The sequence below is a fragment of the Collinsella sp. AM12-1 genome, assembly GCF_003472325.1.
Taxonomy (GTDB): Bacteria; Actinomycetota; Coriobacteriia; order Coriobacteriales; family Coriobacteriaceae; genus Collinsella.
This window is the reverse complement of record NZ_QRLS01000003.1, coordinates 101,034-126,775: the sequence shown is the minus strand read 5'-3', so window position 1 is coordinate 126,775 and position 25,742 is coordinate 101,034. Positions and strand designations below refer to the sequence as shown.

Sequence of the window (25,742 nt, the reverse complement as noted above, 5' to 3'; positions counted from 1 at the left end):
TGCCTGAGTGCAACGTACATGGGGATAATGCTGGCCGTTGCCGTTGGCGTGGCCGTTGCGCTGGGCGCTTTGGGCGTTTTGATGGCTTCGAAAAAGGCTCCCCTCTGGATTGCCTTGGCTGCGGCGTCCGTAGCGCTTTTATGCGCGCTCTTGATTCCTTCGGCACGCTGGGGCTTCTATGCGTGCGTCAATACCGTTATCGCTCGCGTCAACTCGATCTGTGAACTGTATATTCCATTGGTGGCAGACGCCGGCCTGCTGTGTGAATCTGTGCCGCTGGCAGTGCTCGCCGGCATGTTTGCCGGCTCACTCGCCTGGCTTTTTGCCAACTTGAGCGTTTCGTGGCCCACGCTCTTAATAATCGTTATCTGCGGCTCGGCTTCCATGGCGCTGCAGGCTGGTGATTCTGCGATATCTATGACACTGGGCGTTGCGGGCTGGCTTGTCCAGTGCCGTGCTGGCGAGTTGCGGGGCTCTACGGTAGGTTTGCCCCAGGTTCTTTTTGGTCTTGGTGGCCTGTGCGCCGCATGCGGTGTTCTCTTTGCACTGACCGTTGCCCTTGTGCAGCCTCTTCCCGCGTTGTCCGCCCTGTCGGCGTCTGCCGTCAAAGCAGTCCAGGGCGTTCGATTTGGGGATGATTCGCTGCCCGAGGGCGACCTTTCGCAAGCGGCGGACATGAACGAAGGCGCGTCCACGACGCTGTCGCTTACTGCCGACAAGACGCTCGATGACGACCTGCTCATGAAGGGTTTTGTGGGCACGACGTTTGATGGCATGTCTTGGGGGCGCGGCGACTGGATGTCCTACGAGGGCGAATGGTCCGGCATGCGTGAATGGCTGCGTCAGAACGGTTTGACGGTAGCCGAGCAACGCGCCGCGTTTGATACCGAGACCGAGCGTGAGGGCGGCGAGCCTGTCGAGGCGGTTGAGATTTCAGTCAATGCCTCGGGCGCCAACCGCAGATACACCTATGCTCCCTATACACTGCGCTCGCTGAGCGGTGCCGACGCAATGTTGACGGGCTCGACGATGCTAAGCATGGACCCTTTGCCGTCCAAAACATACAGTGTGACCGTCGATAACGTGCCATCAGATGACGTCATTGCAGATTCGAGCTGGCTGGCGTCCTCCAAGAGCGACTATGCAAAAAGCGAGCGGGTATACGCCGCTTTCGTTCGCGATAAGTACCTGGACCTTCCCGAAGAGGAGCGGGATGCCGTTAATACATACCTGTTCTCGAGCGACAGCTGGGATGCTGGGGCGAATGTTTCGGATACAGCCGTGATCAGTCGCGTGCGCACGATGTTGGCTTCGCTTGCGGGGCAGACGGATAACCCGCCAACCTATACGGGGGCGACGTCGTTTGTCGCGTGGTTCTTGGGCACGGCGCACGAGGGCAACTCTGCCTACTTTGCCACGGCGGCGACGCTCGCGTTTCGATCTCAGGGAATTTCCGCGCGCTATGTCGAGGGCTATCAGGCAGCAGATGATCAGCTGGCCGCTGCTGTTGGGGCAGGCGTGGCGCTCAACTTGACGGCTGCCGATGCGCACGCGTGGACCGAGATCTACCTTGACGGTCAGGGATGGACGCCCGTGGAGGTCACCCCTGGATACTATAGCCAGACGCTCGATGCCGATAAGATTATCGATGTGGGCGAGGCATGGAGCAACGGCGTCAACGATAAGACGCTCGATGCGGGCTCGGTCGCAGGACAGGCCGAGGATAAGCATCGCGAGGATGTGCCGGCAATGCATAACATTCCCGTTGTGGCCAAAGTTGGGGTCGGTTTGATCGGCGCGGTGATTGCCGTCCTGCTCGCCCTGTTCATTCGCAGGTTTGTCTTGCGCGTTCGACGCAAGCGGGCTATCGAGAGCGATGAGCAGAATATATGCGTGCCGGCGCTCTACGGCTATCTTGCCCTTGTGATGAACCAAAGCGGTCTCGACGCCTTTGACGAGACCAAGCCGCTCGATTGCCTGGATGCCTTTGCTGCAGTGTTCCCCCAGATTGACCCGTGGGAATACCGTCGAGCGATTCGACTTCATCAAGCTTATGCGTTTGGTGGCCGCCAGCTTAAACCGAACGAGTTGCGCACGCTCCGACGTTTTACCGAACGCCTGCATCGGAGCATGCCGGCTCCGCAAACTGTTATTGAACGCTTCCGCCGCTACATGCTGCACGCGTTGTAGAGGGAGTAGGTCTACGTGTTTTCTAAATATCCTCAACATATGGCTTCGCACAAGAACGCGGCGTCGGCCAAATTAAAAGGCCCGCGGAATGCGTCCGCGGGCGTTCAGCATGCCGCTAAAAATATGTATCGCGCCAAGCCTTTGGCTGTAACGCGCGTTGTGGCAGCGGCGGTTTCGGTTGCTGCGGTCGGCGTATTTGGCGCGGTCGCCTTTGAGTTGGCTCAGAGTAATCTGAGCTTCGATCCTTCGGGGTATATCGCTGCATACAGTCACGGTGACGCGGAGTCCGGCGAGGCGTATCGGATCAGTCCGCTCTCGACGGATGCCGAGGCAAATCGTCATGACGAGGATAGCGACAGCCGGGACACGAGCGCACGTGAGCAGCAGGCGCGGCTCGATAATGCGCAGGGACAGGTAAATCTGACGGGGCAAAGCGGCACGACCGCCTACAACGTTACCGGCAGCGCCGATGGAACGGGCGTAGGAGTTGCGGGTGGTTCGGGCAGCGGCGCGGGCGGCACTGGCGGCTCGGGAGGCGGGCAAAACGTTCCCGTTATCAATGCGGGCGGAGCATCTGGCGGCAATGCCGGCGGCGGTGCGGGCGGAAACGGTTCGGGCGGTAACGGCGGTAGTGGCGGCTCGGCCACCTCGACGGCCAATTCCTACAAGTATCTTCTTGCGGACCCCGCGCCCCAAAAGGGTGCCCCCATGGGAGACGCAACGTTCTTTACGCAGTTTAACGGTGCAAATGGATTGATCGATCCCCATGAGGTGCAGATTTCACCCATGGAGGATGCAATCTACGATGGGCAGATGCTCGACGCCTGGACGCTGTTCTGCGCCATGGATGTCCACTGGAGTGACGACAAGGGCCTCTACTATCTTGCCTGCACCAAGGACGAGTTCGCCTCGTTTCCGTATCTCCGCATCGACTCGTGGACCAATGCCGCGGGCGAGAAGAATCCGGCGCTGTGCTCGAGCCAGCCGCTCACGGTAAGCGTCTCGCTGCGCTTGTCGCAGGATACGGCGTGGACGACGCGTAACGTTACCATCCAACCGGCGCGGTCGCGCCTGTTTGTGGTCGGCCAGCCCGATTCGATGGGCCAGCGAAGCGTGATTTGGAGCACGCTGAGCTCCAAGGAGAACCTGCTGGGTGTCAACACACAAGAAGCCTTTATGAAGCAGGCGGGCCATGTCGATTCGGGGGGCTACCTCAATGCCTTGTTGCTGGGGTGGCGCGAGAACGAGGCGGCCGTCCCGTATTTCTACACGCTGACACCCGGTCGCCATGTGGTGGTTCCCGGCGACATCGTGTCCATCGACCCCGCCTACAAGGTGCGTTTTCAGGGTTATGCTCTCGACGAGGACTATCGCTTTGACGACGACCCTACCAGCCTCAATAACTCACGCCTGCAGACGCTTGTCGATGTGGATGAGTCGGTCGTGTCGGTCGATGGCGGGGGCGAGACGCTCAGCGTTCCGCAGGGTGTGCAGGCGGTCGACGCCTATACCGACAGTCGTCAGCGTGAAGTCTTTACGTGGCGGATCAACAATCTAGAGCTACCGTCCTCGGTGTACTACGTCAACGTCAATGCGGGCTTTCAAGTGCTCGATGCCTACCGTGTCGCGTCGGATAACCCCGTCTATGCCGCAACGGATGAGGGTATCTTGACCTCTCGCGATGGCAAGGAGTATCTGGGCGTTCCCTACCATACGCGCGAGCTCGATGTTCCCGCCGATATTGCCCATGTCGTCATTCCCGATCGCAATAAGCTCGATCGTATTGTTCTGCACGCGTCCAAAGAGGGCGAGTTGCCCCAGATTGACGTGAGCAATCTGCAGGACTGCACCCTGGTCGTCGACGATGCCGCGCTGCTCGATTTTATTACCGAGCACGCGGACGAACTAGAGAATGCCTACGGCGTATACGTGTCGCCCGCGACCAACCCCAGTGTCCAGCTCACGTACTCACAGGGGCTGGTGTACAACATTAATTCGCAGCTCGAAAGCGACCTGTGCTATGTGCTCGATACGGGTTCCAATATTGCCCTGGTGCAGATTTCCAACACCATCAAGAAGGGTGCCTTTGCGGGCAACACTTCGGTGGACACGCTGGTACTCATGCCGTGGTTTGACGATAAGGTGACGCTCGAGGACGGCAGTCTTGAGGGCGGTTCCGTGCGGACCATCGTGTGCGCAACCGATGAGCAGGTCGCGTATGTCGAACAGCGCAAGGCTGCCGCCGGTGCACCCGATGCGCGCGTGATTAAGATGAGCCTGTCTCAAGACGGATACTTGTATTATGCCAACGCCGACAAGACGATTTTGCTGTCCGCTGCAGGCGATGAGGATGGCAACCTGTCCGCGACCTTTGACGGCACCTTGCTTGCGGATGGCGGCAAGCAGCTCCAAGTAGATTCCATCGCACCGTATGCTTTCTCGGGCGATGCGGAGCTCAGGTTTGTCAATCTGGGCGAGAAGACGAGTGCCATCGGCCGTAACGCGTTTGAGAACTGCCAAAACCTTCAAGGTGTGTTTATCGGCACGCCCGATAGCATTGAGGTGGGTGCCGATGTCTTTAAGGGCTGCACGGGCCTGGGCTTTGTGGCGTCGAGTGCTAAAAAGGCTGTCTTTGCCACGACCGAGAATCCCAATCCGGCCGGCTGCACCTGGTATGCGCCCGATGGCGAGCTGCAGGGCTACGACAGCCGCTTTGTCACTGTCGACGGCATTTACGATTTTGCTTGCGATGCCCAAAGCGACGACGCGCCCCTTCTCTACGGCTATTACGATGGCGACGAGGAAGGCAAGCCAAGCATCCTGCTCGGTGCGCCCTCGATGCTCAACGGTACGATTGAGCTGCTGCCGAGTACGATTGAGATCTTTGGCGGCTATTCCTTGTCTGGCGCCAAGGACCTGCCTGGTGCCTTTGAGGGGACCGGAGGCGCGTGGGGTGTCGATTGGGCTTCGGCTCCCAAGCTGGCATATATCGATCGCTATGCCTTCAGGAATTCCGGCATCGCCGGCGACCTGAACATCGATCTTCCCGATAACGATATCTACGTCGGCGTGTCGGCGTTCGAAGGCTGTACGAATCTTGTCTCGGCGTCTGTGCACGCGGCAACGATCGAAATCAGCGATCAGGCATTCATGGGCTGCCCGAGGCTCGCGAGTGCATCGTTTGTGGCGGATACCAATGGCGACTACGACGCAGCTACGGGTGCGGGCTCTCGAAACTACCTGGCATCATCGGTGTTTGGCAACGATGCCAACTTTACGAACTTGACGGTCGGCGCCGGTATCGCGACGCTGGGCTATCCGTCGCCAGGCGTGGGCTTCTTCTTGGACGGCGCAACCGATGTCCAAGAGGAGGCCAGCCGCATTCGCCTGTCGGTGCCCAGCGGCATGGAGCAGGACTATCTCAATGCATGGGTCTACGGACTCATTGGCTACGACGACTACGACACGTATTATGGCGTTGTGGAATTTGGCATGCTCTCCGATTGGTTTATGGGGGAGGGTCCGGAGCCGACGGCCGATGCGGTTAGGGCGCAGATGGCTCAGAACCTATTGGAGCCCGAGAATCGCCTGCGAACCATGATGGGGCTGCCGCTGGTCGAGGCCTCTACGGTAATACAGGCGGGTGGCGATGCGGCCGAGAGCCATGAATGGGAGATAGAGGACAACGGTGACGGTACTGCCGCGCTGGTCTCGGCGCCGTCTGATATCGAACGGGCCGATTTAGCGAGTGTGTTGACGGAGCCAACCGTAATCGACTCGAACGCCTTCTCGCACTGTTCGAACCTCACCGAGATTGCACTGTGCGATAAGGTGGTCGGCATCCAGAGCGGTGCGTTTGCGGGCTGCAGCGGCGTGACGGTGACGCTGCCTACTGGCTGTCCGCTGCCGGAGTTGCTGGGCGGGATGGAGAGCATGCCGTTCTCGTTTGGCGGCAACGTAGTGCTCGATATCGCCGAGGCCGATCGCGAGCCGCTGCTCAAGACGTGGTCTCGTCAGATGGTGGGGGTTGCCACAGACGACGAGGAGGCCGACTACGTTGAGAGCAAGTGGTTCGGCAACGTCAACATGGATACGTTTGAGTCGCCGACGTTCGATGTGCTCAATAAGGCCGTAAATGAGCCCATCATGGAGTGCGAGAATCGCTTGCGCTCGCTGATGGGCATGGAGGCCATAAGCGATATCGGCGAGCTCGGCGACCCCATTGATATCAATAAGTATCCGCAATATTGGATCGCCGGCTAGGCAGGTTATGAAGCGAGGCAGCCCCAGTCGATGGGGCTGCTGCCGTTTTGCTCGAGCAATTCATTGGCTGCCGAGAAGGGACGCGACCCCATAAAAGCGGGGAGTTCTGCCGTGGCACGGTTGGCCGAAAGCGGCGAGGGGTGCGTGGAGGCAAGGCAGAACTTGCCGCCCGCCTTGCCCGCGCCGGTCGCGGCGAGCTTGCCCTCGACCATCTGCTGGGCAAAGCGGCCCCATGCCAAAAAGACGACCGGCTGGGGCAGCTGACAGCAGCGTTCGATAACGTAGTCGGTGAGCGTGCTCCAGCCCAGCTTGGCGTGCGAGTTCGCGGCATGTTCGCGCACGGTGAGCGTCGTGTTGAGAAGCAGGACGCCCTGTTGTGCCCAGGGGGTTAGGTCTCCCGTGGCGGGAATGGGGCAGCCCAGATCGGCGTTGAGTTCCTTATAGATGTTGCGCAGGCTCGGCGGCAACTTGGTTTGCGTCGCAGGCACCGAGAACGACAGCCCCATGGCCTGGTTGGGCCCGTGATAGGGGTCTTGGCCCAGGATGACTACCTTGACCAGGTCGGCCGGCGTGTAGGCGAGGGCATTGAGGATGTCGTCTTGTGCCGGGTAGATGGTCTGCTCGGCACGCAGAAGGGCGATGCGCTCGAGTAGCTGGTTCGTAGTGTCACGTACCGGCTGCGGCGCATCGCCCAACCAAGTTGCTATGTTGCGGTCGCGAGTTGCAGCGTCCATGGAACTCCTTTAGGGCAGATGCTTTGTCGGCATCTATTGTAAAGGCGTCAGAGACCTTTATGCCGCGGCTGTATGAGGAGTGGGGTCTACGAGACGTGCTCGGGCGCTGCCGCCATATAAGCATGCCCATGTGCGCGAAGGCGCGGAAGCTCGACAGTTGCCACCATGACGCCGGTGAGGATGAGGGCAGCGCCAAGGAAGGCGATAGGGCTCAGGACCTCGCCGACCAGGAAAAACGAGAAGACGGCGGAGCAGACCGGCTCGAGCGAGAAGGCGAAGCCAGTGGTTTCGGCAGGTACGTGGGGCTGCACGAGCGTCTGGGTGATAAAGCCGTAGGCAGAGCAGATGAGTGCGAGTGCAACGATAACGACGATCTCGCTCGGCGTGCTGGGAAGCGTGAAGCCGCCAAAGGTAAATGCGGCGATACCCGAGAACAAGCCGCCGAAGCCCAGCTGCCAAACGCCCAGAGCCAGCGGATCGACTTCTTCGACAAAGCGCTTGGCGATGATAATGTGGCCGGCATAGATAAAGGCCGAGAGCAGCATGATGATCGCGCCGGGATTCAGGCTGGTAAAGTCGGCGCCCGAGAGCAGCAACATGCCGCAGGTGACGATGCCGGTGCCGATGAGCACCTTGCGCTCGGGAGCGCGACGCAGCAGGGCCGCGTTGGCAAACGGCACGATTACGACCGTCAGGCTCTGCAAAAAGCCGGCGGTGGAGGCGGAGGTGAGGCTGGAGCCCAGGCACATGCAGGTGATCTCGGTTGCCATGATGGCGCCGATGATGGCGGCGCGAACCATCAGGTCACGGTTGATGCGCACCGCGTGCTTGTGGAAGAGCAGCAGGCAGGCCGCAAAGGCGATGATGCAGCGCAGCGCGACGATGCTCGTGGCGTTCATGCTGTCCATGCCGATCTTCATGAGGGGGTACGAAAAGCCCCATGCGACGGGAACGGAAAATGAGAGCGCGATTGCTTTTTTGCGATCCATGGGACTCCTTTTGTTACAGAACGGTTTCGCAAAAAGGATTCTGCTCCCAGATATGGATGTAGTAAAGCGAATGTATCTTCAGTATGATTAAGAAATACTAATGTTGGAAGAAAAAGCCCTGGCAAAACGTTTTACGGCTACATCGATGTGGAGGCACGATGGCATCGCGGTATCAGATTGTATGTATGGTGGTCGATTGCGGCAGCCTGAAACGTGCCGCCGACGAGCTGGGCTATACGCAAAGTGCGGTGAGCCAGGCCGTCAAGGCGCTCGAGCGCGAGCTGGGCACCACGATTATCGAGCGTGGCAAGCAGGGCGTCTCACTGACGCGCGACGGCAAACAGTATCTGCCGTATCTGCGCCAGATCGTTACAGCCGAGGCCGAGCTTGAGGGCAAGCGTCAGGAGTTGCTGGGGCTTTCGTCGACCGACATTCGCATTGCGACGTTTACCAACGTGAGTCGTACTGTGTTGCCGCGTGTGATCCGCGACTTTGGGGCCCTGCATCCGGGCGTGCGCTTTACCCTCAAGCAGGGCGATTACACGCGCAATGCCCAGTGGGTGCACGATGGCATGGTCGACTTTTGCTGTACAGCGCGTGGATTTACCGAGGGGCTCGAGAAACGCGTGGTCTATCACGACGAGCTGGTGGCGCTGTTGCCAGCCGTCCATCCACTGGCGGCAAAGGAAAAGGTGACGCTTGCCGACCTGGCGTCCGAACCGTTTGTGCTGCTGGATGAGGGCGAACAGAGTCTGGTGCTCGATGCGTTTGCCGCGCACGGGCTATCGCCGCATGTGACGAGTGAGGTCACCGATGACTACACCATTATGGCGATGGTGGAGGAGGGCCTCGGTGTGAGCATGCTCTACCGCCGTACCGTCGAGGGCATGCGGGCCGATATTTGTGTGCGCCCCATCGTGCATGCTCCCTCGCGCGACGTCGTGGCGGCTTGGCGCAGCTGGGACACCATGCCTATCGCCACGAGGCGCTTTATCGACTATATGAGCTCGCATATTGTCAATTAATGACTGGCGTGGCGTTGAGTGTGGTGATTAGCGGGCTGTCGCTTTGGCTTGGGCGGCGCGATAGGTGCGTGCCGGGTGGCAGAGTAGTACCGCCACGACCATAAAGAACGCCGTGGTGCCCAGGCTGATGGGGTAGACCATCATGATGTTCGCAAAGGTGCGGAAGTGCGGGAACACGCAGAATACCCAATAGAAGCGAATACCGCAGACACAGATCATGGTGATGAGGGCGGGCATGAGCGAGATGCCAAAGCCGCGCAGGTAGCCGGACATATTCTCGTAGAACATGCTAAAGGCGTATGCCGGGAAGATCGAGCACACACGGATATAGCCGATCGAGACGATGTTGGGGTCGCTGTTGAACAGCGCCAGGATCTCGCGCCCCAGACCGACGATGATGACGATGGTGGTGAGTGCAACGATGCCGCCTTCGACCAGGCAGACCTTGAGCGTCTTGGTGCAGCGGTCGATCTGGCGCGCGCCGTGGTTTTGTCCCACAAAGGTAGTGCAAGCCTGACTAAAGCTGTTGAGCAGGTTGTAACACACATACTCCAGGCTCATGGCAGCGCTGGATGCCGCCATGACCTCGGTGCCCAAGCTGTTGATGGCGGACTGGATGATGATGTTAGCGACGGCAAAGACGGCGCTTTGGATGCCGGCGGGCAGGCCGATCTTAACGATGCGCTTGAGGGCGACGGGGTCTAAGCCTAAGTCGCGTGGGGTGACGCGGACGACGGAATCGGTCTTGAGCAGACGGATAAAGAGCGTGACTGCGCTGACGGTATAGGCGATGGCGGTGGCGATGGCGACACCCGCGACGCCCCAGTGGAGCACGGGGACAAAGATGAGGTCCAGGCCAATGTTGAGGACGGTGGACACGGCAAGCGCCTGCAGCGGCATGCGGGTGATGCCGACGGAGCGGAAGATTGCGGCCTCAAAGTTGTAGAGCAAGATCGAGGGCATGCTGAGCAAAAAGACGCGCAGGTAGAGCGATGCGAGCGGCATGGTTTCGTCAGGGACGTTGAGCGCGGCGAGCATGGGCTCGGCAAAGATCTCGCCCAGCGCGATGACGACAAAGCCCACGAGTGCCATCAGAATCGAGGTATGGACGGCGCGCTTGACCATGTTCTGATCGTTGCGGCCGATGGCGTTAGCGATGACCACGTTGGAGCCAAGCGACAGCCCAATAAACAGGTTGATCATAAGACTGGTAAGCGGAACATTGGAGCCGACCGCCGCCATGGCGAGGGTTCCCTGGTCGCCCGAGAAGTTACCGATGATGACCGTGGCGATGAGGTTCGACAGCTGCTCAAGGATGCTCGTGGCGGCGACGGGAAAGGCGAACAGGGGAATATTGCGCCACAGCGAGCCGGTGGTCATGTCAATGTGCTTAGATGCGGTGTCTGCCATACGCTCTCAATCTCTAACATGCTCATTCGCGCTTATTTGCGCAGACGATGATACTCCTAATCGACTAGTCGGCACTTAGGGACATTCCTTTTCTGCCGGCAGCTGGGGGACACTCCTTGTCTCTTCTATGACTAGATGGGGAAGGCGTGCGACAATGGTGGGCGTTGTGTTGTTCGCGCTAAGGAGTTGCCATGTTGTTGTGTCCCGTTTGCCATGAGCCGTTGGTGGACGATGAGCGCGGTGCTGTGTGCGCGGGCGGACACCGGTTTGATCGTGCGCGCGAGGGCTATCTGTATCTACTGCGCTCGTCCAAGAGCGGCGACTCCATGGGCGATCCCAAGTCGCAGGCGCGTAGTCGTCGCGACTTTCTGAACCGCGGTTACTATGCGCCGTTGCGCGATGCGATGGTCGAGCTGGTGCGCAAGCAGGTGTCTGGGCGCGCGGCGTCTGCAGGCGTCCCCATGACCTTGCTCGATATTTGCTGCGGCGAGGGCTACTACACTAGCGCCATGGGTGCGGTGCCGGACGTGGATGCTTACGGTTTCGACCTGGGCAAGGAGATGGTGCGCCTGGCCGCCAAGCGCGGCGATGCGACCTACTTTGTGGCCAATATGAAGGACATCCCCGTGGCCGATGGCGCCTTCGATATGGTGACCGAGCTCTTCGCTCCCTTTAACGAGCGCGAGTTTGCCCGCGTGCTGGCGCCCGAGGGCTCGCTCTACACCGTGGTGCCGGGTGCCCGTCATCTGTTTGGGCTCAAGGAGGTGCTCTACGACACGCCGTACCTTAACGACGAGAAGCTGCCGAAGACGACCGAGCTCGAGTTGGTGGGAACGCAGCGGGTGTCTGCGAACATTACGCTCCAGACCCAGGCTGACATCGAGGCGGTGTTCCAGATGACGCCGTACTACTACCGTACGCGCCCCGCCGACAAAGAGCGCCTGGCAAACCTGGACACCCTTCAAACCGATATCGACTTCATCATCGCCGAGTACCGCCACTAATCTACCAAAAAGGGACAGGTTTATTTTGGCAGGTTTTATCTGGGCAAATGCAAAGGGCCGACCGCGGAGATGTGCGATCGGCCCTTTTTAGTTGCTTGGCTGCAGAGGCTATGAGAAGCGAGCGCTTACAGGCGGTCCTTGTTCTCGGCCTTGACGGCGTGCGCCTGCTGAACAAAGAACAGGTCGTACACCACGATGACAAAGGCGCCAAAGTTGATGGCGTCGCCGCCAAACGCGGGAAGCGTGAGCACCGCCTGGGCAAGCGTGGCGACTGCAGCAACGATACCGAGCTTAAACGCGCCGTCAACCTGCGAAGGCTTGTTGGCACCCTTGATGCCCGCAACGCCCGCGGCAAGATCGATGAGGCCCTTGGCGATAATCACGGCCGCGGCGAGCATGGCGTTCGATCCGTAGGTGGACTCGAACTTGCCGGTCGCGATGCCGGCGATTCCTATGACGAGACTGGCGATGCCCAGAACAAAATAAATCAGGGCAAGGATTTTGAGTGTCTTGCGAGTGAAGCTCATGGCTGGTCCTTTCGATACGAGTACGCCAACCTGGCGCACCCTATGTGCTGCACATATGGTGAAGCACATTGTAGTTCAACGCGGCGATGCATGCGCCTGAAAGCGTCTCTTGCCTGCACGGTTCAACCTTTCAAAAAGGAAAGCTGGACGTAAGTCAAATCGATGGCAGCGCATGCGCGGCGCTGCGATGATGAGGCCATGGTAAGAGCTGGACCGAAGGAGGAGCCATGATGTACGGAGTCAAGCAAGTGGATGAGCCGCGGTCGCTGGGAAGGCGCATGAGTGATTCTGTGATCGCTGCCGTGTGCACGGTATTGATGGCGGTGCTTTGCATTGGGATGCTGTGGACCATGTCGCATGTGGGACAATAACGGACGGTTGGGTGCCGACATGAATGGCGCCCATGTATTCGTTTTGTTTGCTAAGGAGTGTCCATGGGCGTCGTCGATCCCTTTTCTGTTGCTCGGGCTGCTGGGCTCGAGCTCGTGCGGACGTCCGAGGGCCTTACGCTCACCGACGGCACGATGGAGTTGCGTGCCGATTTTGGCCGCATGCTTCCACGGCTCAAGCAGGGTCGTCTGCAGCAAGAGCTGTTGGTAAAGGCTGCGCGCACAAAAGGCATCGAACAACCATGGGCGATTGACGCCACGGCAGGCTTTGGCGAGGATTCGCTGCTGCTGGCGGCAGCGGGCTTTACCGTCGATCTGTATGAGCAGGATTGCGTGATCGCGGCGCTGCTCCAGGATGCCCTGGATCGCGCGGCAGATGATTCGGCGCTTGCGGCCGCCGTGGCGCGCATGCACTTACATGCGGGCGAGGACAGCATTGCCGGCCTTCGCCATACGGCTGAGCTGGTCGAGCGCGATGAGCTCGCGGCTCCCGACGTGGTGTATCTGGACCCCATGTTTCCTGAGCGCACCAAGAGCGCGGCGGTCAAAAAGAAGTTCCAGCTCTTGCACCATCTGGAACAGCCGTGTGCCGATGAGGAGACGCTGGTTAAAACTGCGCTTGCAGTGCGGCCGCGCAAGGTCGTTATCAAACGGCCGGTGAAGGGCCCATTGCTTGCCGGCGTTAAGCCGAGCTATCAGCTTGCGGGCAAGGCCGTCCGCTACGATGTTTTGGTGCCGCCGCGCCCGTAGCCTGCGCGTGATGGCCGGCGATGTGTCGGTGCCGTGCCGCTGCGTGAGCGCCGCTCCGTTGCGGAGCCTATTTCCAAGGATGCGACGTCAGATGCCACCCGCCGCAGTATTCGCATTTGTAGCAGGCCAAACCACGCCGTCCACGGTTTTCGCAGTCGGCCATAACGGCCTCGGCCTCGGCGCGTGTGTCGTAGCGGTTTTTGCGCTCGCACGATTTGTAGCGCCAAGCCTCATCGCGCTCGGCGTCCAGGGCATCGCGGCGCTCGTCCTCGCGCGCAAACAGGTCGCTCATATCGCCGCCGGTGGCAGCGCCCAAAAACTCGCTTTTGGCCTTTGACCAGGCGGCTCGCTTTTTGCTTCCCATCCGCTCCTTGCCCTTTCCAAACGCTGGTATCATTGCTCAATCAAAGTGATACCAATAAACGTGAGGTCGCCGCGTGATGATCAGAAAAACCCTCGAGACCGACATTCCCGCCGTCATGGCTATCTATGATGCCGCCCGCGCCTTTATGCGCGCGCATGGCAACGCCACGCAGTGGCCCGAGGGCACGCCTTCGGCCGAGCAGCTGGCTGCCGATATCGCCGCCGGTGGCAGCTATGTGTGCGAAGTCGACGGTCGCGTGGTGGCGACGTTTGCCTTTTTGCCGGGCCCGGACGAGTGCTATGACGTCATCGAGGACGGTCAGTGGCGCAGCGACACTCCGTACGCCGTGCTGCACCGCGTGGCGTCCGACGGCACCGTGCACGGTATCGCGGCCGCGATGTTTGCCTTTGCCAAGGAGCGTGCCGACCATCTGCGTATCGATACGCACGCGGACAACCTGCCCATGCAGGGTGCGAGCCTCAAGGCAGGGTTCGAGCGCGCCGGCGTCGTGTATGTGTCCGACGGCACGCCGCGCGTTGCGTTCGACTGGCTGCGCGAGGCATAAGGGCCGAGTCACATACCAGCGTTTCATCGAAATGAAAATGGCCCCGCGTGGGGCCATTTTTGGTAAAACGCGTCGTTGTGGGACTCGCATTGTTACCGCCTCAGATGAGACCGGGCAGACAAAAGGGGAGGTGCCGGCTTTCGTAAGGCGCGAACCTACGAAAATCGCCGCGCGGCAACGCAGGGCGATGAGCTTGGTCGGGGGATAGGGCCCGCTTCGCCCGCCGGCCCGTAAATTGTATCATCCAGTGTGGAACGAGGATGCCCGTTGCCGAGTGCGACGGGCTTGCAATAAGAGGAGAGCCATGTCGAAGCAAGCGGTCGTTGGAATCTTGGCGCATGTCGATGCCGGCAAGACCACACTGGCCGAGGCCATGCTGTTCTGCGCGGGTCGCATTCGCAAGCGCGGCCGCGTGGACGATGGCGACTCGCACCTGGATACCAACGCCATCGAGCGCGAGCGCGGCATCACGATTTTCTCGTCGCAGGCCGTGTTCGACCACGGTGATACCCGCGTCATGCTCGTGGACGCTCCCGGACACGTGGATTTTTCGGCCGAGGCAGAGCGCACGTTGCGTGCGCTCGACTACGCGATTTTGGTGGTAGGTGCCAACGACGGCGTGCAGGGGCACACCGAAACCCTGTGGCGCCTGCTTGCGCGCTATGACATTCCGACGTTCATCTATATCAACAAAATCGATTTGGAGAATCCCGGCCGCGATGTTTTGCTGGCACAACTTGGGCAGCGTCTTTCCGAGGGCTGCCTCGATGCGAACGAACTGCTGGCGGGCGGCGCCGCTTGGGAGGACGCTGCCGCGTTGGACGAGGCAGCCCTCGAGGAGTTTCTTGAGACGGGTGAGCTTTCCGTTGCAACGCTTTCGCGCATGGTTGCCGAGCGCAGGCTCTTTCCCTGCTTTGCCGGCTCGGCGCTCAAGGATCAGGGCGTGGGCGAGCTGCTGGATGGTATGTGCACGCTGATGCGTGAGCAGGCGTGGCCGCCGGAGTTCGCCGCGCGTGTCTATCGTGTCAGCCGCGGTGTTCGTGGCGAGCGCTTGGCTTGGGTTAAAGTGACCGGCGGCACACTGCATGCCAAACAGATGATTGACGGGCGTTCCGGCGCCGAGGCATGGGAGCAAAAGGTCGATCAGGTGCGCATCTATAACGGAGAGAAGTACGAGCTTGCCCAGGAAGTTGCCGCTGGCGGTATTTGTGCCGTGACGGGTCTTGCGCACGTTCGCCCGGGGGATGCCTTGGGTGCGGAGCCCGGGTGCGATGCGCCCGTCATTGCGCCGGTCCTCACCTATACGGTGCTCCCGGGCGAACATGATGTCCATGCGGTGTTTAAAGCGCTGGCTGAGCTGACGGACGAAGACCCCATGCTCGGCGTAAGCTGGAATACGCATCTTGAGCAGATTCACTTGCAGTTGATGGGCGCCGTGCAACTCGAGGTCGTGCAGCGGGTGTTGGCCGATCGCTTTGACCTTTCGATTGAGTTTGAGCCCGGCGGCATTCTCTATAAGGAGACTATTTCGCGGCCGGTCGAGGGCGTGGGCCACTTTGAGCCGCTGCGCCACTATGCCGAGGTGCATCTGCGCCTGGAGCCGTTGCCGGCGGGTTCGGGTGTGCAGTTTGGCACCGTGACCTCGGCCGACGAGCTCGATCTTAACTGGCAGCGTTTGGCACTCACCAACGCTATGGAGCGCGACCACCTGGGCGTGCTGACGGGCTCGCCCATCACCGATGTGCGCATTACGCTCGCGGGCGGCCGCGCGCATGCCAAACACACCGAGGGCGGCGATTTTCGCCAGGCCACGTACCGCGCGATTCGCCAGGGTTTGATGCAGGCGCGCGAGGCCGGCGCGGCGGTGTTGTTGGAGCCGTGGTATCGCTTTGAGCTCGAGGTGCCGGGGGAGTGCGTGGGCCGGGCGCTCTCGGATGCCACGCGCATGAGTGCCGAGTACGAGCCGCCGACGATGGCGGGAGACCGGGCGAAGCTTGTGGGTCGCGTTCCGGCATCCGAGGTGCAAGATTATGCGCTGGAGGTGGCTGCCTACACGAGCGGTCGCGGGCATCTGTACCTGGAGTTCGCCGGTTATGCGGCTTGCCATGATGGCGAGCGCGTAATCGAGGCTGCCGCCTACGAGCCCGAGGCCGATCTGCCCAACACGCCCGACTCGGTCTTTTGCGCCCACGGCGCCGGCTACACGGTCAAATGGTACGACGCACCCGCTGCGGCGCACGTAAAGGTCGATCCCGCCACCTTCCGCCCCTGGCGAGCAGCAGACGCCGAGTTTTTCGGCCACATGTGACAAAGGGGCAGTTCCTTTGTCACATGCTATTGGTATAACTCGGTATAAGTTGGTATAACTGTTACCAGGGTTTGCCAATCCGAGGAGGCCGATATGAATCCAAATCCCTTTAAGCCCACAGCTGGTAAGCGGCCTCCGATACTCATCGGTCGCGAGTCGGTCATCGAAGATTTTGAGGAAGGGCTCGACAACGGCGCCGGAGCGCCGGGCAGGCTCATGCTCATTACGGGAAACCGCGGCTATGGCAAAACGGTTCTCCTGCGGGAGCTGCAACGTCTAGCCAGCGAGCGCGGATGGGCGGTTGTCTCCGATTCCGCTTCGCTTGGTTTGTGCGACCGCTTGGCCGACGCGCTTCGCTCGAATAAACCCGTTGTGACGTCAATGGAGTTTGGGCCGTCGTTTGGCCGGATGTCGGTCGAGGCGGCGCGGGCAAAAGGCGAGACATTGCGAGGGCTGGTCAACGAGCGTCTCAAGAAGCTCGGTCCGGGCAAGGGCGTCTTGTTTGCGATTGACGAGGCACAATCGGTGTCTATCGAGGAACTGGCGGCTCTTGCCGTCCTCTATCAGCAGGTGCTCGGAGACCAGGATGCCACGGGCTTGCCCGATAGCGACCAGCGCGGTCTTGCGCTGGCGTTCGCCGGCTTGCCCAGTATGGTTGACGATCTGCTCGAAGAGCCGAGCGTGACGTTTTTGCGGCGTGCCCAGCAGCGTACGTTGGGGGCAATATCTTTGCCCAAAGTGCGCGATTCGTATATCCAGACGGTCAAAGACGCTGGTCTTTACGTTGACGCGGAGACGGCGGACCTTGCGGCGCGCAAGAGCATGGGGCATCCCTATATGGTTCAGCTGGTGGGCTATTACATGTGGCGGTCTGCTGTCCGGCGTGGCTCGCAGGTCATCGAAAGGCGCGATGTCGAGAATGGCCATGCGGATGCCGTCTCCGAGTTCTACGAAGCGGTTGACGCACCTCTGTATTACGGTCTGCGCAGCCCTCAGCGCCTCTTTATCGAGGCTATGGCGGTTGACGAGGACAAGCCGACGCGCACGGCGGATATCATTGAGCGCTGCGACCGTACCCAGAGCTGGGCGAGTAAATATCGCGCAAGCCTGATTCGCGAGCGCGTCATCGAGGCCGCCGGATACGGCCTTGTGCGGTTTACCGTGCCCATGCTGGGCGAGTATATCCGCGACCGCGTTTTATGGCATGAGTAGGGTGATAAAGGTGACGGAACAGAAGATGAGCCCGCAGGCTATCGAGGTGCGCGGTGCACGTGTCCACAATCTCAAGGACATCGATATCGATATTCCGCTGGGGAGGCTCGTGGGCATTGCCGGCGTGTCGGGCTCGGGCAAGAGCTCGCTGGCGCTGGGAGTTCTTTATGCCGAGGGCTCGCGCCGTTACCTGGAGGCGCTCAGCACCTATACTCGACGTCGCCTGACGCAGGCCGAGCACGCCCAGGTGGACGAGGTATTGCACGTACCGGCGGCACTCGCGTTGCATCAGCGTCCCAGTGTGCCAGGCGTGCGCTCGACCTTTGGTACCATGACCGAGCTCAACAACAGTCTGCGTTTGCTCTTTAGCCGCTGTGCCCATCACGTGTGCCCACATTGCGGGGCGCGTGTGGAGCCGAGCCTTAACGTGGCTGCGGGCCTGTCGCTCACGTGCCCCGCATGCGGCCGCGAGTTCTACGCGCCGAGTGCCGAGGACCTTGCCTTTAACAGCGGCGGTGCGTGCCCTACCTGCGGCGGCACCGGTGTCATGCGCGAGGTGGACGAAGCGAGCCTGGTGCCCGACGAGTCAAAGACCATCAACGAAGGCGCGGTGCTTCCCTGGGGTACGCTCATGTGGGATCTGATGAAGCAGGTAGCCGGCGAGATGGGCGTGCGCACCGACGTGCCGTTTAACCAGCTCACGCCCGCCGAGCGCGACATTGTGTTCCACGGTCCGGCGGTTAAGAAGCACATTCTCTACGTTCCCAAAAAAGGCGAGGGCGCCACGCCGCTCGACTTCACCTATTACAATGCCGTCTATACGGTCGAGAATGCGCTCGCCAAGGTTAAGGACGATAAGGGACTTAAGCGCGTGGCTCGCTTTTTGCGCGAGGGCCCGTGCCGTGACTGCGGCGGCACGCGTCTCTCCGAGGCTGCGCGCCAGCCCCAGGTGCGTGGTATCAATCTGGCGCAGGCCGCGGCCATGACGCTGGGTGAGGCGATTGAGTGGGCGCGCGGGGTGCCCGCATCCTTGCCGGCCGAGATGCAGCCCATGGCGACGGATATCTGCGATTCGTTTTTGAGCGCGGCTCGTCGCCTGGTCGACCTGGGGCTCGATTACCTCTCGCTCGACCGCGCCGGTGCTACGCTCTCCACGGGTGAGCGCCAGCGCGTGCAGCTTGCCCGCGTGGTGCGCAACCGCTCGACGGGCGTGCTGTATGTGCTCGACGAGCCCTCGATCGGCTTGCATCCTGCCAATGTTGACGGCTTGGTAGGCGTAATGCGCGATCTGGTGGATGACGGCAACACCGTGGTCGTTGTCGACCACGACACGCGCGTATTGGCGGAAGCCGATTATCTGGTCGAGATGGGCCCCGTTGCCGGAGCGGGCGGCGGTAATGTGATCGCCGCCGGTACGGTGGATGAGGTCGAGCAATCGCAGGACAGCCGCATCGCCCCGTTTTTGCGCTCGGAGCCCAAGCGCTTGCGGCCGCAGGTGGCTGACGACGAAATGTTCGACCAGGGCCATATCCGCATGGCGACCGATGCCATCCATACCGTCAAACCGCTCGAAGTCGATATACCGCGCGGTCGTCTCGTCGCGGTGACGGGCGTTTCGGGTTCGGGTAAGACGACGTTGGTGCTCGAGACGCTCATCCCGGCGCTCAAGGCTCAGGCAACTGGCGAGCGCCTGCCAAGCCATGTGCGCTGGATCGATGCCGAGGGCATCGCACGCGCCAACCTGATTGACGCTACGCCCATCGGCGCCAACGTGCGCTCGACGGTGGCGACTTATGCCGACATCCATGACGAGCTGCGTCGCGCCTTCGCCCGTACGCCCGAGGCCAAGGCAGCTGGCTACAAGGCGGGCGCATTTAGCTACAACACCGGCGCCTTGCGCTGCCCTACGTGCGATGGCACGGGTTCGATATCGCTCGACGTGCAATTTTTGCCCGATGTCGAGATCGTCTGCCCGTCATGTCGCGGCTCACGCTATGCAGACGCGGCCTCGCATATCCATCGCGAGGGCAAGGACGGGAGCCTGCTTACGTTGCCGCAGCTCATGGACATAAGTGTGGACGAGGCCCTCGACGCTACGGTGGGGCTCAAGAAAGTTCAGGCGCGCTTACAGACCCTGCACGACCTGGGCTTGGGTTATCTCACGCTCGGCGAGCCCACGCCGGCGCTTTCGGGCGGCGAGGCGCAGCGCCTTAAGCTCGCGAGCGAGATGGGCCGCGTGCAGGATGATGCCGTATTCGTGTTCGACGAACCCACAATTGGCCTGCACCCGCTCGATGTTCAGGTGCTGCTGAGTGTGTTCGACGGCCTCGTTGCCAAGGGCGCCACAGTCGTCGTAATCGAGCACGACCTCGACCTTATCCGTAACGCCGATTACGCAATCGACATGGGCCCAGGTGGTGGCGACGCAGGCGGGCAAATCGTCTGCGTCGGCACGCCGGGCGACATCGTGGCATGCCCCGCAAGCATCACCGGCCGCTACCTATAACCGAATGTGACAAAGGGACCGTCCCTTTGTCACATTCCCAGAAAGCCTGTTTGGCGCAGAGCCTCGTAGAGGACGATGGCGGCGCTGTTGGAGAGGTTGAGTGCGCTGATGCGGTAGTCGTCCGGATTGACGAAGTTGCCGCAGATATCCTGTCGAAGGATGGCTTCGTGGCTGTCCTCGGTATGCCCGAGCGACTCCTCGTGGGCCTCCCAGGCGTCGGCGTTTTCGAGCGAGTCGCAATCGCGCAACATGGGGATGCGCTCGCAGCGCTCGGGCGCCGCGGCAAGCAGTGGCTCGGGAATCCCCGAGCTCTCGCTGCCAAAGACCAAAAAGTCACCGTCGCGGTAGGTACTTTGCGCATAGGTGCGGCGCGCCTTTTTGGTCAGCAGATGCAGGCGTTCGTCGGCGGGGGAGAGGCCGTTGCGCGCAAGGAAATCCTCCCAGCCGGCATAGGTCGTCACGTCCAAATTTTGCCAGTAGCCCAGGCCGGCGCGACGCACCGTCTTGTCGTCGAGCGAAAACCCCAGCGGCTCCACCAGATGCAGGCGGGCGCCGGTAACCACGCAGGTGCGGCCGATATTGCCCGTATTGGCCGGAATCTCGGGCGCATACAGCACAATGTTGAACATGAATCTCCTTGGCTCAGAACGAAAAACCACCACGAAGGGCACCTTCGTGGTGGTTTGGCGGTTACGTAGGCGGAAAAATGCCCGCTTGGATAAATCTAGGCGCGGTGCCAGTCGGTCAGGCAGGCATCGAGGGAGGCGATGAGCGCATCCTTGTCCATGTGACGGCCGATGATGCACAGGCTCGTCATGCGGTCGCCCGTCTCGTCGTCCCAAATCTGCATGATCTCGGGGTTCTCGTCGATGATCTTCTGCTTCTCGCCCTCGGGCGCGGAGTCAACGAACAGACCGTTCTCCATCAGGCGCATTTGGTGGCCGGCCTGCTCGAACATGTAGCACATGTCCGGATCGCCGGTCTGCCACAGCGGACCCTTGACGCGGATGACCTCGTCGGGCCACTCCTGCTCAACAAAATCGGTGAACTTCTGCAGGTCAAACGGCTTGCGGCGCGAGTACACAAAGGTCTCGATGTCGTACTCGAGCACCTCGGGGTCGTCGTGCTCCTCGGGATGCTCCATGGCCTCGATCCAGGCGGCGGAGTTGTAGGCGCGCATAAAGTCGAAGCGGTCGGTGTCGAGCAGCTCCTCCATGGGGACCTCGCCGTTTTGGGCCTCGACAATCACGGCGTCCTTCTGCAGGCTGCGCACGATAGCCTTGAGCTCGGCGATCTGCTCAGGGCTCACGGTATCGGTCTTGTTGAGGATCAGCGTGGAGCAGAACTCGATCTGCTGGATGAGCAGGCTCTCGATGTCGTCCTCGTCGATATCCTCGGCCAGCAGGTCGCGACCGCCGTTGAACTCGTCGTACATGCGGGCGCAATCGACCACGGCCACGATGTTGTCGAGTGCAAGCTTGGGCTGGCCGCCCACCTTGGCCTCGTCGCAGAAGCTTGAGATGGTGTAGGCGATGGGGATAGGCTCGCAGATACCCGAGGCCTCGATGATGATGTAGTCGAACTTGCCCGAATCGGCGATGCCCTGCAGCTGGTTGGCAAGGTCGTCCGAAAGCGTGCAGCAGATGCAGCCGTTGGTGAGCGGGATGAGGTCGTCGGTCTCGGAAAGGCCGCCGTCGGCGATGAGGCTGGCGTCGACGTTGATCTCGCCGATATCGTTGACGATCACGGCGGCGCGGATGCCGCCGTCGTTAGCGAGGATGTGGTTGAGCAGTGTGGTCTTGCCGGCACCGAGGTATCCGGTAAGCATGATGATCTTCACGGGTTTGTTGGGCATGTGCCCTCCTTTGTTAGACATGGCTTACAGTTGAATCTTATGCCAAACGCCTGCTCTTATACCCACGCGCCGGCAAATAACACAGGCTACTCCCAGGCTCCCCATACATCGGGGCAATAACCGACGGTGGCCTTTTTGCCGTTGCGCACGATGGGCTCGGCTAGAACCTGCTGGTTCTCGAGCAACTTGTCGAAGCGCTGGCTAGGGGTGAGGTGCTGGATGAGCGCGAGCGTCTCCTCGTCCTTGGCCTTGGGGTTGAGCAGCTTGTCGATGCCGCCGACCGCCTGCATCACGCTCGTGAGCTCGCCTTTGCTCATCTCCTTTTCCTTCAGGTCGATAAATTGCACCTTAATGCGGCGCTCCTTAAAATAGCGCTGGGCCTTCTTGGTGTCGAAGGACTTTTTGGTGCCAAAGATTTGAATATTCATTGTTTGGTTCCGCCGTTCTGCCTGATGAAGTTGGTCCTAGCGCGATCGGCCTCGGGAGCTTCGATGCCAGCGGCCTGTCCTGCCTCGATACAATGCAGGAGCCAGGCCATGTTCTTGCCGATGTTGCGCATGGTGGCCAGACCCTCGGCATCTCCGTCGGCGTCGCCGGGCACGCAGCCAAACACGTTGTTCCAGTACGTGGACGCTACCACAGGCATCTGGTTGATGGTGAAGTACTTATTGAGCACGTCGAAGGTCGTCGACGTACCGCCGCGACGGGCGACGGCGACGGCAGCGCCCGGCTTGTGTGCAAAAGCTTTGCTACCGGCATAGAATGCGCGATCGAGTGCCGAGAGAATGCGGCCGCTGGGGTGCGCGTAGTAGACAGGCGAGCCAAAGACAAAGCCGTCGGCCTGTTCGGCGGCAGCGATCAGCTCGTTGACCACGTCGTCGTCAAAGGTGCAGCGACCGCCAAGCTTGCCACACTGGCCGCAACCGATGCAATCGCGAATAGGCTTGGCGCCCAGCTGAAACATCTCGGTATCGATGCCCTCGACGTTGAGCTGCTCGGCGACCTCGGCGAGTGCGCGGGCCGTGTTGCCGTTTGCCTTGGGGCTGCCATTGACCAAAAGAACCTTCATCACAAACTCCCTCTGCTGTCGGTGACTTCTGCAGAGGATTATCGCACGAGCGGGCAGATGGCGTGGGGCACGATGCCGGCCCCGAGGGCCCACGGCAGGCACGCTCACCAGGTACGAGCGGGATACGGTCCAGAGGATGTTGGAGTGCGGGGCCTCGTGCGAGCAGATTGTAAGGGGTCTGGGCGGGTCGCCCTCGATGGCGAGCTTTGAGGCCTTGGAAGGCGGGCTGCTGCGGCGGCTATGGTTTATACTAAGGCGGTTGCTATCGAGTAATTCATACTTGGTTTGATTCGATTGTGAATGCGTAACTAGGATGGAAAGCAAAGGAAACTCTATGGAAACAGAGGATGCTGTTTGCTTGATGACTTCGATTGCCTTGATTGTCCTTTCAATCCAATACCGAAGAGGAAGATGGCTCTGCTCAATTGCTGGATATGATGTCACAAAAAGGGAGAGCGAGATTGATATACGCCCTTACGCAAAGCTGATTTCTTCTGTGACGTTATGGATGGGGCTGCTGTTTTTCTTGTGGGCGGTAGAGGACTGGGTACGCGATTGGAATACCAGCGTTTTTGAAGTTTTGGTTCTACTTCTGTTCAGCTTGGCCTCTTTGTCGTTCGTGCGGCTCGTTAGGTTTGTGTTTATGAGGCGGTAGCCAGCGGAAGTGGCTGGACGACAAAATGGACCAATGCAGCCAATTGTCAATAGAATTTGATAGGCTTGGCTTAACAGATTTACTCGAGGGCATATCCGTGGCGAGGGATAGGTTCTATCTTGTTGAGCACTTATTTGCATCAGGCAAAGTAAACCAAGAGTATCGAAACGGCGCCCCCGGGCCCCGGGAGGGACTGCGGGGACGTTCGGCTAACTGCGGGTACGACCTATTTGCCCAATGTGTTCGGTTGAGATCGGAAATTAACCATCATGCGCCCCATAACGCTAGTCCAGCTTGGTGCCCGGTACTTGTGGTGCCTCTTCAAGTAGCGCTTTGAGCTCGTTCAAAATGGAAACGGGCTGTCGGTCGACGGCGTCCAGATGAAGTGTGGCCACACGAATGGGCGGCTGATATTCAAATGAGCCAAAGAGTACGGGCGACCCCAAGAACCGCTCGATTTCTTCTGCGATCGTGTCGGTCTCTTCGGGATCAAGGTCATCGAAAAGCGCCACGAACATCGGTCCGGTCGAGCGGAACAGACGGCCCTTGCCGCGCGAACAGTCCATGAGGCAGGCGGCACTTTCTGCCAAAACGCGGTCGCCCGCATCAAAGCCAAAGCGGGCATTGACCTTGGCGATGTCGTCGATTTTGATGGCGACCAGGCCTGCCTTGCGCGCCACGCGACGCATTTCGCCAATGGCGTTGACCAGGGCGTGGATATCGCCCAGGCCGGTCGCGGAATCGGTCGTATCCGCCAAGCTTCGGTTGATGATAATGCCCACATACATGTTGGGCTCGGTTTCGGTGCTATCCAAGCGGTAGCCCGTACACTCGCACAGCGCATATTTACCAGCGGTATTCATGACGCGATACTGCATGTAATGGAAGTGCCACGCGCCGTTTACCACCATATCGAGCTCGCTGCGCACGTTGTCGCGGTCCTCGGGGTGAACGCGGGCGAGCCACATATCGAGCGAGTTATAGGGATGCTGGGAGGGCAGGTCAAAATCGCGCACGGCATTAATCGACCATTGCGATTCGCCGGTATCGAGGTTAAGGATAAACGGATAGCGCGTCTCGGAGCTCATGGAGATCGCTTGGAACACCCGGTCGTTGCAGGGAGGCTGATCGGCGATTGGGCGCATGGATGCGTCGTTTTCCTTCGGCTGCTGCACACGGTGCATGAGCTTGTAGCGATACATTTTGCGGTCGGCGTCCATGGTCATCTGGCGACGCGTATCGCCAGCGAGTGGGTCGACGCGCGAGCAGCCAAAGCTAAAGCTAGCGATCATGGGCGCTTTGCCGCCCGATGTTGCCTCGATAAGGTTGGTGCGCGTCCGCTCCAGGCGCTGCTCGAGTTCGGCTTCATCTGTCGTGGGGGATACGAGTACAAATTCGTCTCCACCGATACGGAACAGCAGGTCATTGGGTTCCATTGTCTCGGTGAGTGCACGGCAGATGCTCAGGATGTAGCGATTGCCCTCGGTGTGGCCAAACGTATCGTTGCAATGCTTAAGGCGATCGATATCGATATAGGCGCAGGTGAAGGGGGTGCCTTTGTGCCAAAGCAGCTCGGCATAACGGTGGAGTCCAGCACGGTTGCCAAGATTGGTGAGCGAATCGATATAGGCGCCGCGCTCAAGCAGCTCGCGTTCTTGCTGCAGGATGGCAAATGTCTTCTGTAGCTGCTCGCCGATGGCGCACAGCTCCGTGGGCAGCGCGGCAACATCGAGCTCGGCGGTCGAGACCCCGTTCGCAAGTCGCTGAAGATAAGCAATGATCGATTGCTCGCCCAGGCGATACGACTCGTTCATGATGGATAACCTCCTTGGGCACAACAGTGGTTTGCATCATATCCCCAATTCGGTTTGGATTGGGGGCATAAGTTAGCCAATGGGGACAAGCGCCCCTTCGGCGGTATCGTTTT

Annotated in this window: 20 protein-coding genes; 10 read left to right on the top strand and 10 right to left on the bottom strand. The window is 60.3% G+C overall.

Going from position 1 to position 25,742, the window contains the following annotated elements:
• The first annotated feature begins 27 nt into the window (after positions 1 to 27).
• A complete protein-coding gene (locus DW136_RS02865) occupies positions 28 to 2,190 on the top strand; it encodes a transglutaminase domain-containing protein (RefSeq protein WP_158571423.1) in 2,163 nt (720 codons plus the stop codon).
• 159 nt (positions 2,191 to 2,349) lie between these two features.
• Positions 2,350 to 6,453, top strand: a complete 4,104-nt coding sequence (locus DW136_RS02860; RefSeq protein WP_147351634.1) for a leucine-rich repeat protein — start codon at positions 2,350 to 2,352, stop codon at positions 6,451 to 6,453.
• A 5-nt stretch (positions 6,454 to 6,458) separates the two neighbouring features.
• Here DW136_RS02860 and DW136_RS02855 read toward each other — a convergent pair whose 3' ends face one another.
• Both DW136_RS02855 and DW136_RS02850 read right to left on the bottom strand, forming a co-directional pair.
• On the bottom strand, positions 6,459 to 7,187 hold the full coding sequence (locus DW136_RS02855) for a uracil-DNA glycosylase (protein WP_117757281.1): 729 nt from the start codon (positions 7,185 to 7,187) through the stop codon (positions 6,459 to 6,461).
• 86 nt (positions 7,188 to 7,273) lie between these two features.
• A complete protein-coding gene (locus DW136_RS02850) occupies positions 7,274 to 8,176 on the bottom strand; it encodes a DMT family transporter (protein ID WP_118289000.1) in 903 nt (300 codons plus the stop codon).
• 158 nt (positions 8,177 to 8,334) lie between these two features.
• Between DW136_RS02850 and DW136_RS02845 the strand changes: the two genes are divergently transcribed.
• On the top strand, positions 8,335 to 9,201 hold the full coding sequence (locus DW136_RS02845; protein WP_118288999.1) for a LysR family transcriptional regulator: 867 nt from the start codon (positions 8,335 to 8,337) through the stop codon (positions 9,199 to 9,201).
• A 27-nt stretch (positions 9,202 to 9,228) separates the two neighbouring features.
• Here DW136_RS02845 and DW136_RS02840 read toward each other — a convergent pair whose 3' ends face one another.
• Complete coding sequence (locus DW136_RS02840; protein ID WP_118205461.1) at positions 9,229 to 10,611, bottom strand: MATE family efflux transporter; 1,383 nt, start codon at positions 10,609 to 10,611, stop codon at positions 9,229 to 9,231.
• Positions 10,612 to 10,802: 191 nt separating this feature from the next.
• Here DW136_RS02840 and DW136_RS02835 point away from each other — a divergent pair, with 191 nt between their 5' ends.
• A complete protein-coding gene (locus tag DW136_RS02835; protein ID WP_117758263.1) occupies positions 10,803 to 11,615 on the top strand; it encodes a putative RNA methyltransferase in 813 nt (270 codons plus the stop codon).
• Positions 11,616 to 11,740: 125 nt separating this feature from the next.
• Here the strand turns inward: DW136_RS02835 and DW136_RS02830 are convergent, their stop codons facing one another.
• A complete protein-coding gene (locus DW136_RS02830; protein ID WP_117635536.1) occupies positions 11,741 to 12,142 on the bottom strand; it encodes a hypothetical protein in 402 nt (133 codons plus the stop codon).
• A 434-nt stretch (positions 12,143 to 12,576) separates the two neighbouring features.
• Between DW136_RS02830 and DW136_RS02825 the strand changes: the two genes are divergently transcribed.
• Positions 12,577 to 13,281, top strand: a complete 705-nt coding sequence (locus DW136_RS02825) for a class I SAM-dependent methyltransferase (RefSeq protein WP_117758262.1) — start codon at positions 12,577 to 12,579, stop codon at positions 13,279 to 13,281.
• Positions 13,282 to 13,348: 67 nt separating this feature from the next.
• Here the strand turns inward: DW136_RS02825 and DW136_RS02820 are convergent, their stop codons facing one another.
• Positions 13,349 to 13,645, bottom strand: a complete 297-nt coding sequence (locus tag DW136_RS02820) for a hypothetical protein (protein WP_055310006.1) — start codon at positions 13,643 to 13,645, stop codon at positions 13,349 to 13,351.
• 76 nt (positions 13,646 to 13,721) lie between these two features.
• On the opposite strand from DW136_RS02820, the gene DW136_RS02815 reads away from it, so the two are divergent.
• The 4 genes from DW136_RS02815 (at position 13,722) to DW136_RS02800 (ending at position 20,236) form a co-directional block, all read left to right on the top strand.
• Complete coding sequence (locus DW136_RS02815) at positions 13,722 to 14,210, top strand: GNAT family N-acetyltransferase (RefSeq protein ID WP_117736485.1); 489 nt, start codon at positions 13,722 to 13,724, stop codon at positions 14,208 to 14,210.
• 304 nt (positions 14,211 to 14,514) lie between these two features.
• Positions 14,515 to 16,518, top strand: a complete 2,004-nt coding sequence (locus tag DW136_RS02810) for a translation factor GTPase family protein (RefSeq protein ID WP_117758261.1) — start codon at positions 14,515 to 14,517, stop codon at positions 16,516 to 16,518.
• A 93-nt stretch (positions 16,519 to 16,611) separates the two neighbouring features.
• A complete protein-coding gene (locus DW136_RS02805; RefSeq protein WP_117736484.1) occupies positions 16,612 to 17,730 on the top strand; it encodes an AAA family ATPase in 1,119 nt (372 codons plus the stop codon).
• A 10-nt stretch (positions 17,731 to 17,740) separates the two neighbouring features.
• Entirely contained in the window at positions 17,741 to 20,236 is a 2,496-nt protein-coding gene (locus tag DW136_RS02800; RefSeq protein WP_233504163.1) for an excinuclease ABC subunit UvrA, read from the top strand.
• Positions 20,237 to 20,265: 29 nt separating this feature from the next.
• Here the strand turns inward: DW136_RS02800 and DW136_RS02795 are convergent, their stop codons facing one another.
• The 4 genes from DW136_RS02795 to DW136_RS02780 all read right to left on the bottom strand — a co-directional run bounded on the left by DW136_RS02795 (position 20,266) and on the right by DW136_RS02780 (position 23,160).
• On the bottom strand, positions 20,266 to 20,865 hold the full coding sequence (locus DW136_RS02795) for a tRNA (cytidine(34)-2'-O)-methyltransferase (RefSeq protein ID WP_117736482.1): 600 nt from the start codon (positions 20,863 to 20,865) through the stop codon (positions 20,266 to 20,268).
• 95 nt (positions 20,866 to 20,960) lie between these two features.
• A complete protein-coding gene (locus tag DW136_RS02790; protein WP_055252195.1) occupies positions 20,961 to 22,091 on the bottom strand; it encodes a GTP-binding protein in 1,131 nt (376 codons plus the stop codon).
• Between the two features lie 86 nt (positions 22,092 to 22,177).
• Complete coding sequence (locus DW136_RS02785) at positions 22,178 to 22,519, bottom strand: arsenate reductase family protein (RefSeq protein ID WP_022093957.1); 342 nt, start codon at positions 22,517 to 22,519, stop codon at positions 22,178 to 22,180.
• Complete coding sequence (locus DW136_RS02780; protein ID WP_117758260.1) at positions 22,516 to 23,160, bottom strand: flavodoxin family protein; 645 nt, start codon at positions 23,158 to 23,160, stop codon at positions 22,516 to 22,518. The genes DW136_RS02785 and DW136_RS02780 overlap by 4 nt, the downstream gene beginning before the upstream one ends.
• A gap of 334 nt (positions 23,161 to 23,494) precedes the next feature.
• Between DW136_RS02780 and DW136_RS02775 the strand changes: the two genes are divergently transcribed.
• Positions 23,495 to 23,815, top strand: coding sequence for a DUF3784 domain-containing protein (locus DW136_RS02775; RefSeq protein WP_055252192.1), 321 nt, complete (start codon positions 23,495 to 23,497; stop codon positions 23,813 to 23,815).
• 284 nt (positions 23,816 to 24,099) lie between these two features.
• Here the strand turns inward: DW136_RS02775 and DW136_RS02770 are convergent, their stop codons facing one another.
• A complete protein-coding gene (locus DW136_RS02770) occupies positions 24,100 to 25,629 on the bottom strand; it encodes a diguanylate cyclase domain-containing protein (protein WP_118288998.1) in 1,530 nt (509 codons plus the stop codon).
• Positions 25,630 to 25,742 lie beyond the last annotated feature (113 nt).

Coding starts and splice junctions, on each gene's coding strand:
- DW136_RS02865 (WP_158571423.1), top strand. CDS start 28: ATGCTGGCCGTTGCCGTTGGCGTGGCCGTTGCGCTGGGCGCTTTGGGC.
- DW136_RS02855 (WP_117757281.1), bottom strand. CDS start 7,187: ATGGACGCTGCAACTCGCGACCGCAACATAGCAACTTGGTTGGGCGAT.
- DW136_RS02850 (WP_118289000.1), bottom strand. CDS start 8,176: ATGGATCGCAAAAAAGCAATCGCGCTCTCATTTTCCGTTCCCGTCGCA.
- DW136_RS02845 (WP_118288999.1), top strand. CDS start 8,335: ATGGCATCGCGGTATCAGATTGTATGTATGGTGGTCGATTGCGGCAGC.
- DW136_RS02840 (WP_118205461.1), bottom strand. CDS start 10,611: ATGGCAGACACCGCATCTAAGCACATTGACATGACCACCGGCTCGCTG.
- DW136_RS02835 (WP_117758263.1), top strand. CDS start 10,803: ATGTTGTTGTGTCCCGTTTGCCATGAGCCGTTGGTGGACGATGAGCGC.
- DW136_RS02830 (WP_117635536.1), bottom strand. CDS start 12,142: ATGAGCTTCACTCGCAAGACACTCAAAATCCTTGCCCTGATTTATTTT.
- DW136_RS02825 (WP_117758262.1), top strand. CDS start 12,577: ATGGGCGTCGTCGATCCCTTTTCTGTTGCTCGGGCTGCTGGGCTCGAG.
- DW136_RS02820 (WP_055310006.1), bottom strand. CDS start 13,645: ATGGGAAGCAAAAAGCGAGCCGCCTGGTCAAAGGCCAAAAGCGAGTTT.
- DW136_RS02815 (WP_117736485.1), top strand. CDS start 13,722: ATGATCAGAAAAACCCTCGAGACCGACATTCCCGCCGTCATGGCTATC.
- DW136_RS02810 (WP_117758261.1), top strand. CDS start 14,515: ATGTCGAAGCAAGCGGTCGTTGGAATCTTGGCGCATGTCGATGCCGGC.
- DW136_RS02805 (WP_117736484.1), top strand. CDS start 16,612: ATGAATCCAAATCCCTTTAAGCCCACAGCTGGTAAGCGGCCTCCGATA.
- DW136_RS02795 (WP_117736482.1), bottom strand. CDS start 20,865: ATGTTCAACATTGTGCTGTATGCGCCCGAGATTCCGGCCAATACGGGC.
- DW136_RS02790 (WP_055252195.1), bottom strand. CDS start 22,091: ATGCCCAACAAACCCGTGAAGATCATCATGCTTACCGGATACCTCGGT.
- DW136_RS02785 (WP_022093957.1), bottom strand. CDS start 22,519: ATGAATATTCAAATCTTTGGCACCAAAAAGTCCTTCGACACCAAGAAG.
- DW136_RS02780 (WP_117758260.1), bottom strand. CDS start 23,160: ATGAAGGTTCTTTTGGTCAATGGCAGCCCCAAGGCAAACGGCAACACG.
- DW136_RS02775 (WP_055252192.1), top strand. CDS start 23,495: ATGGAAACAGAGGATGCTGTTTGCTTGATGACTTCGATTGCCTTGATT.
- DW136_RS02770 (WP_118288998.1), bottom strand. CDS start 25,629: ATGAACGAGTCGTATCGCCTGGGCGAGCAATCGATCATTGCTTATCTT.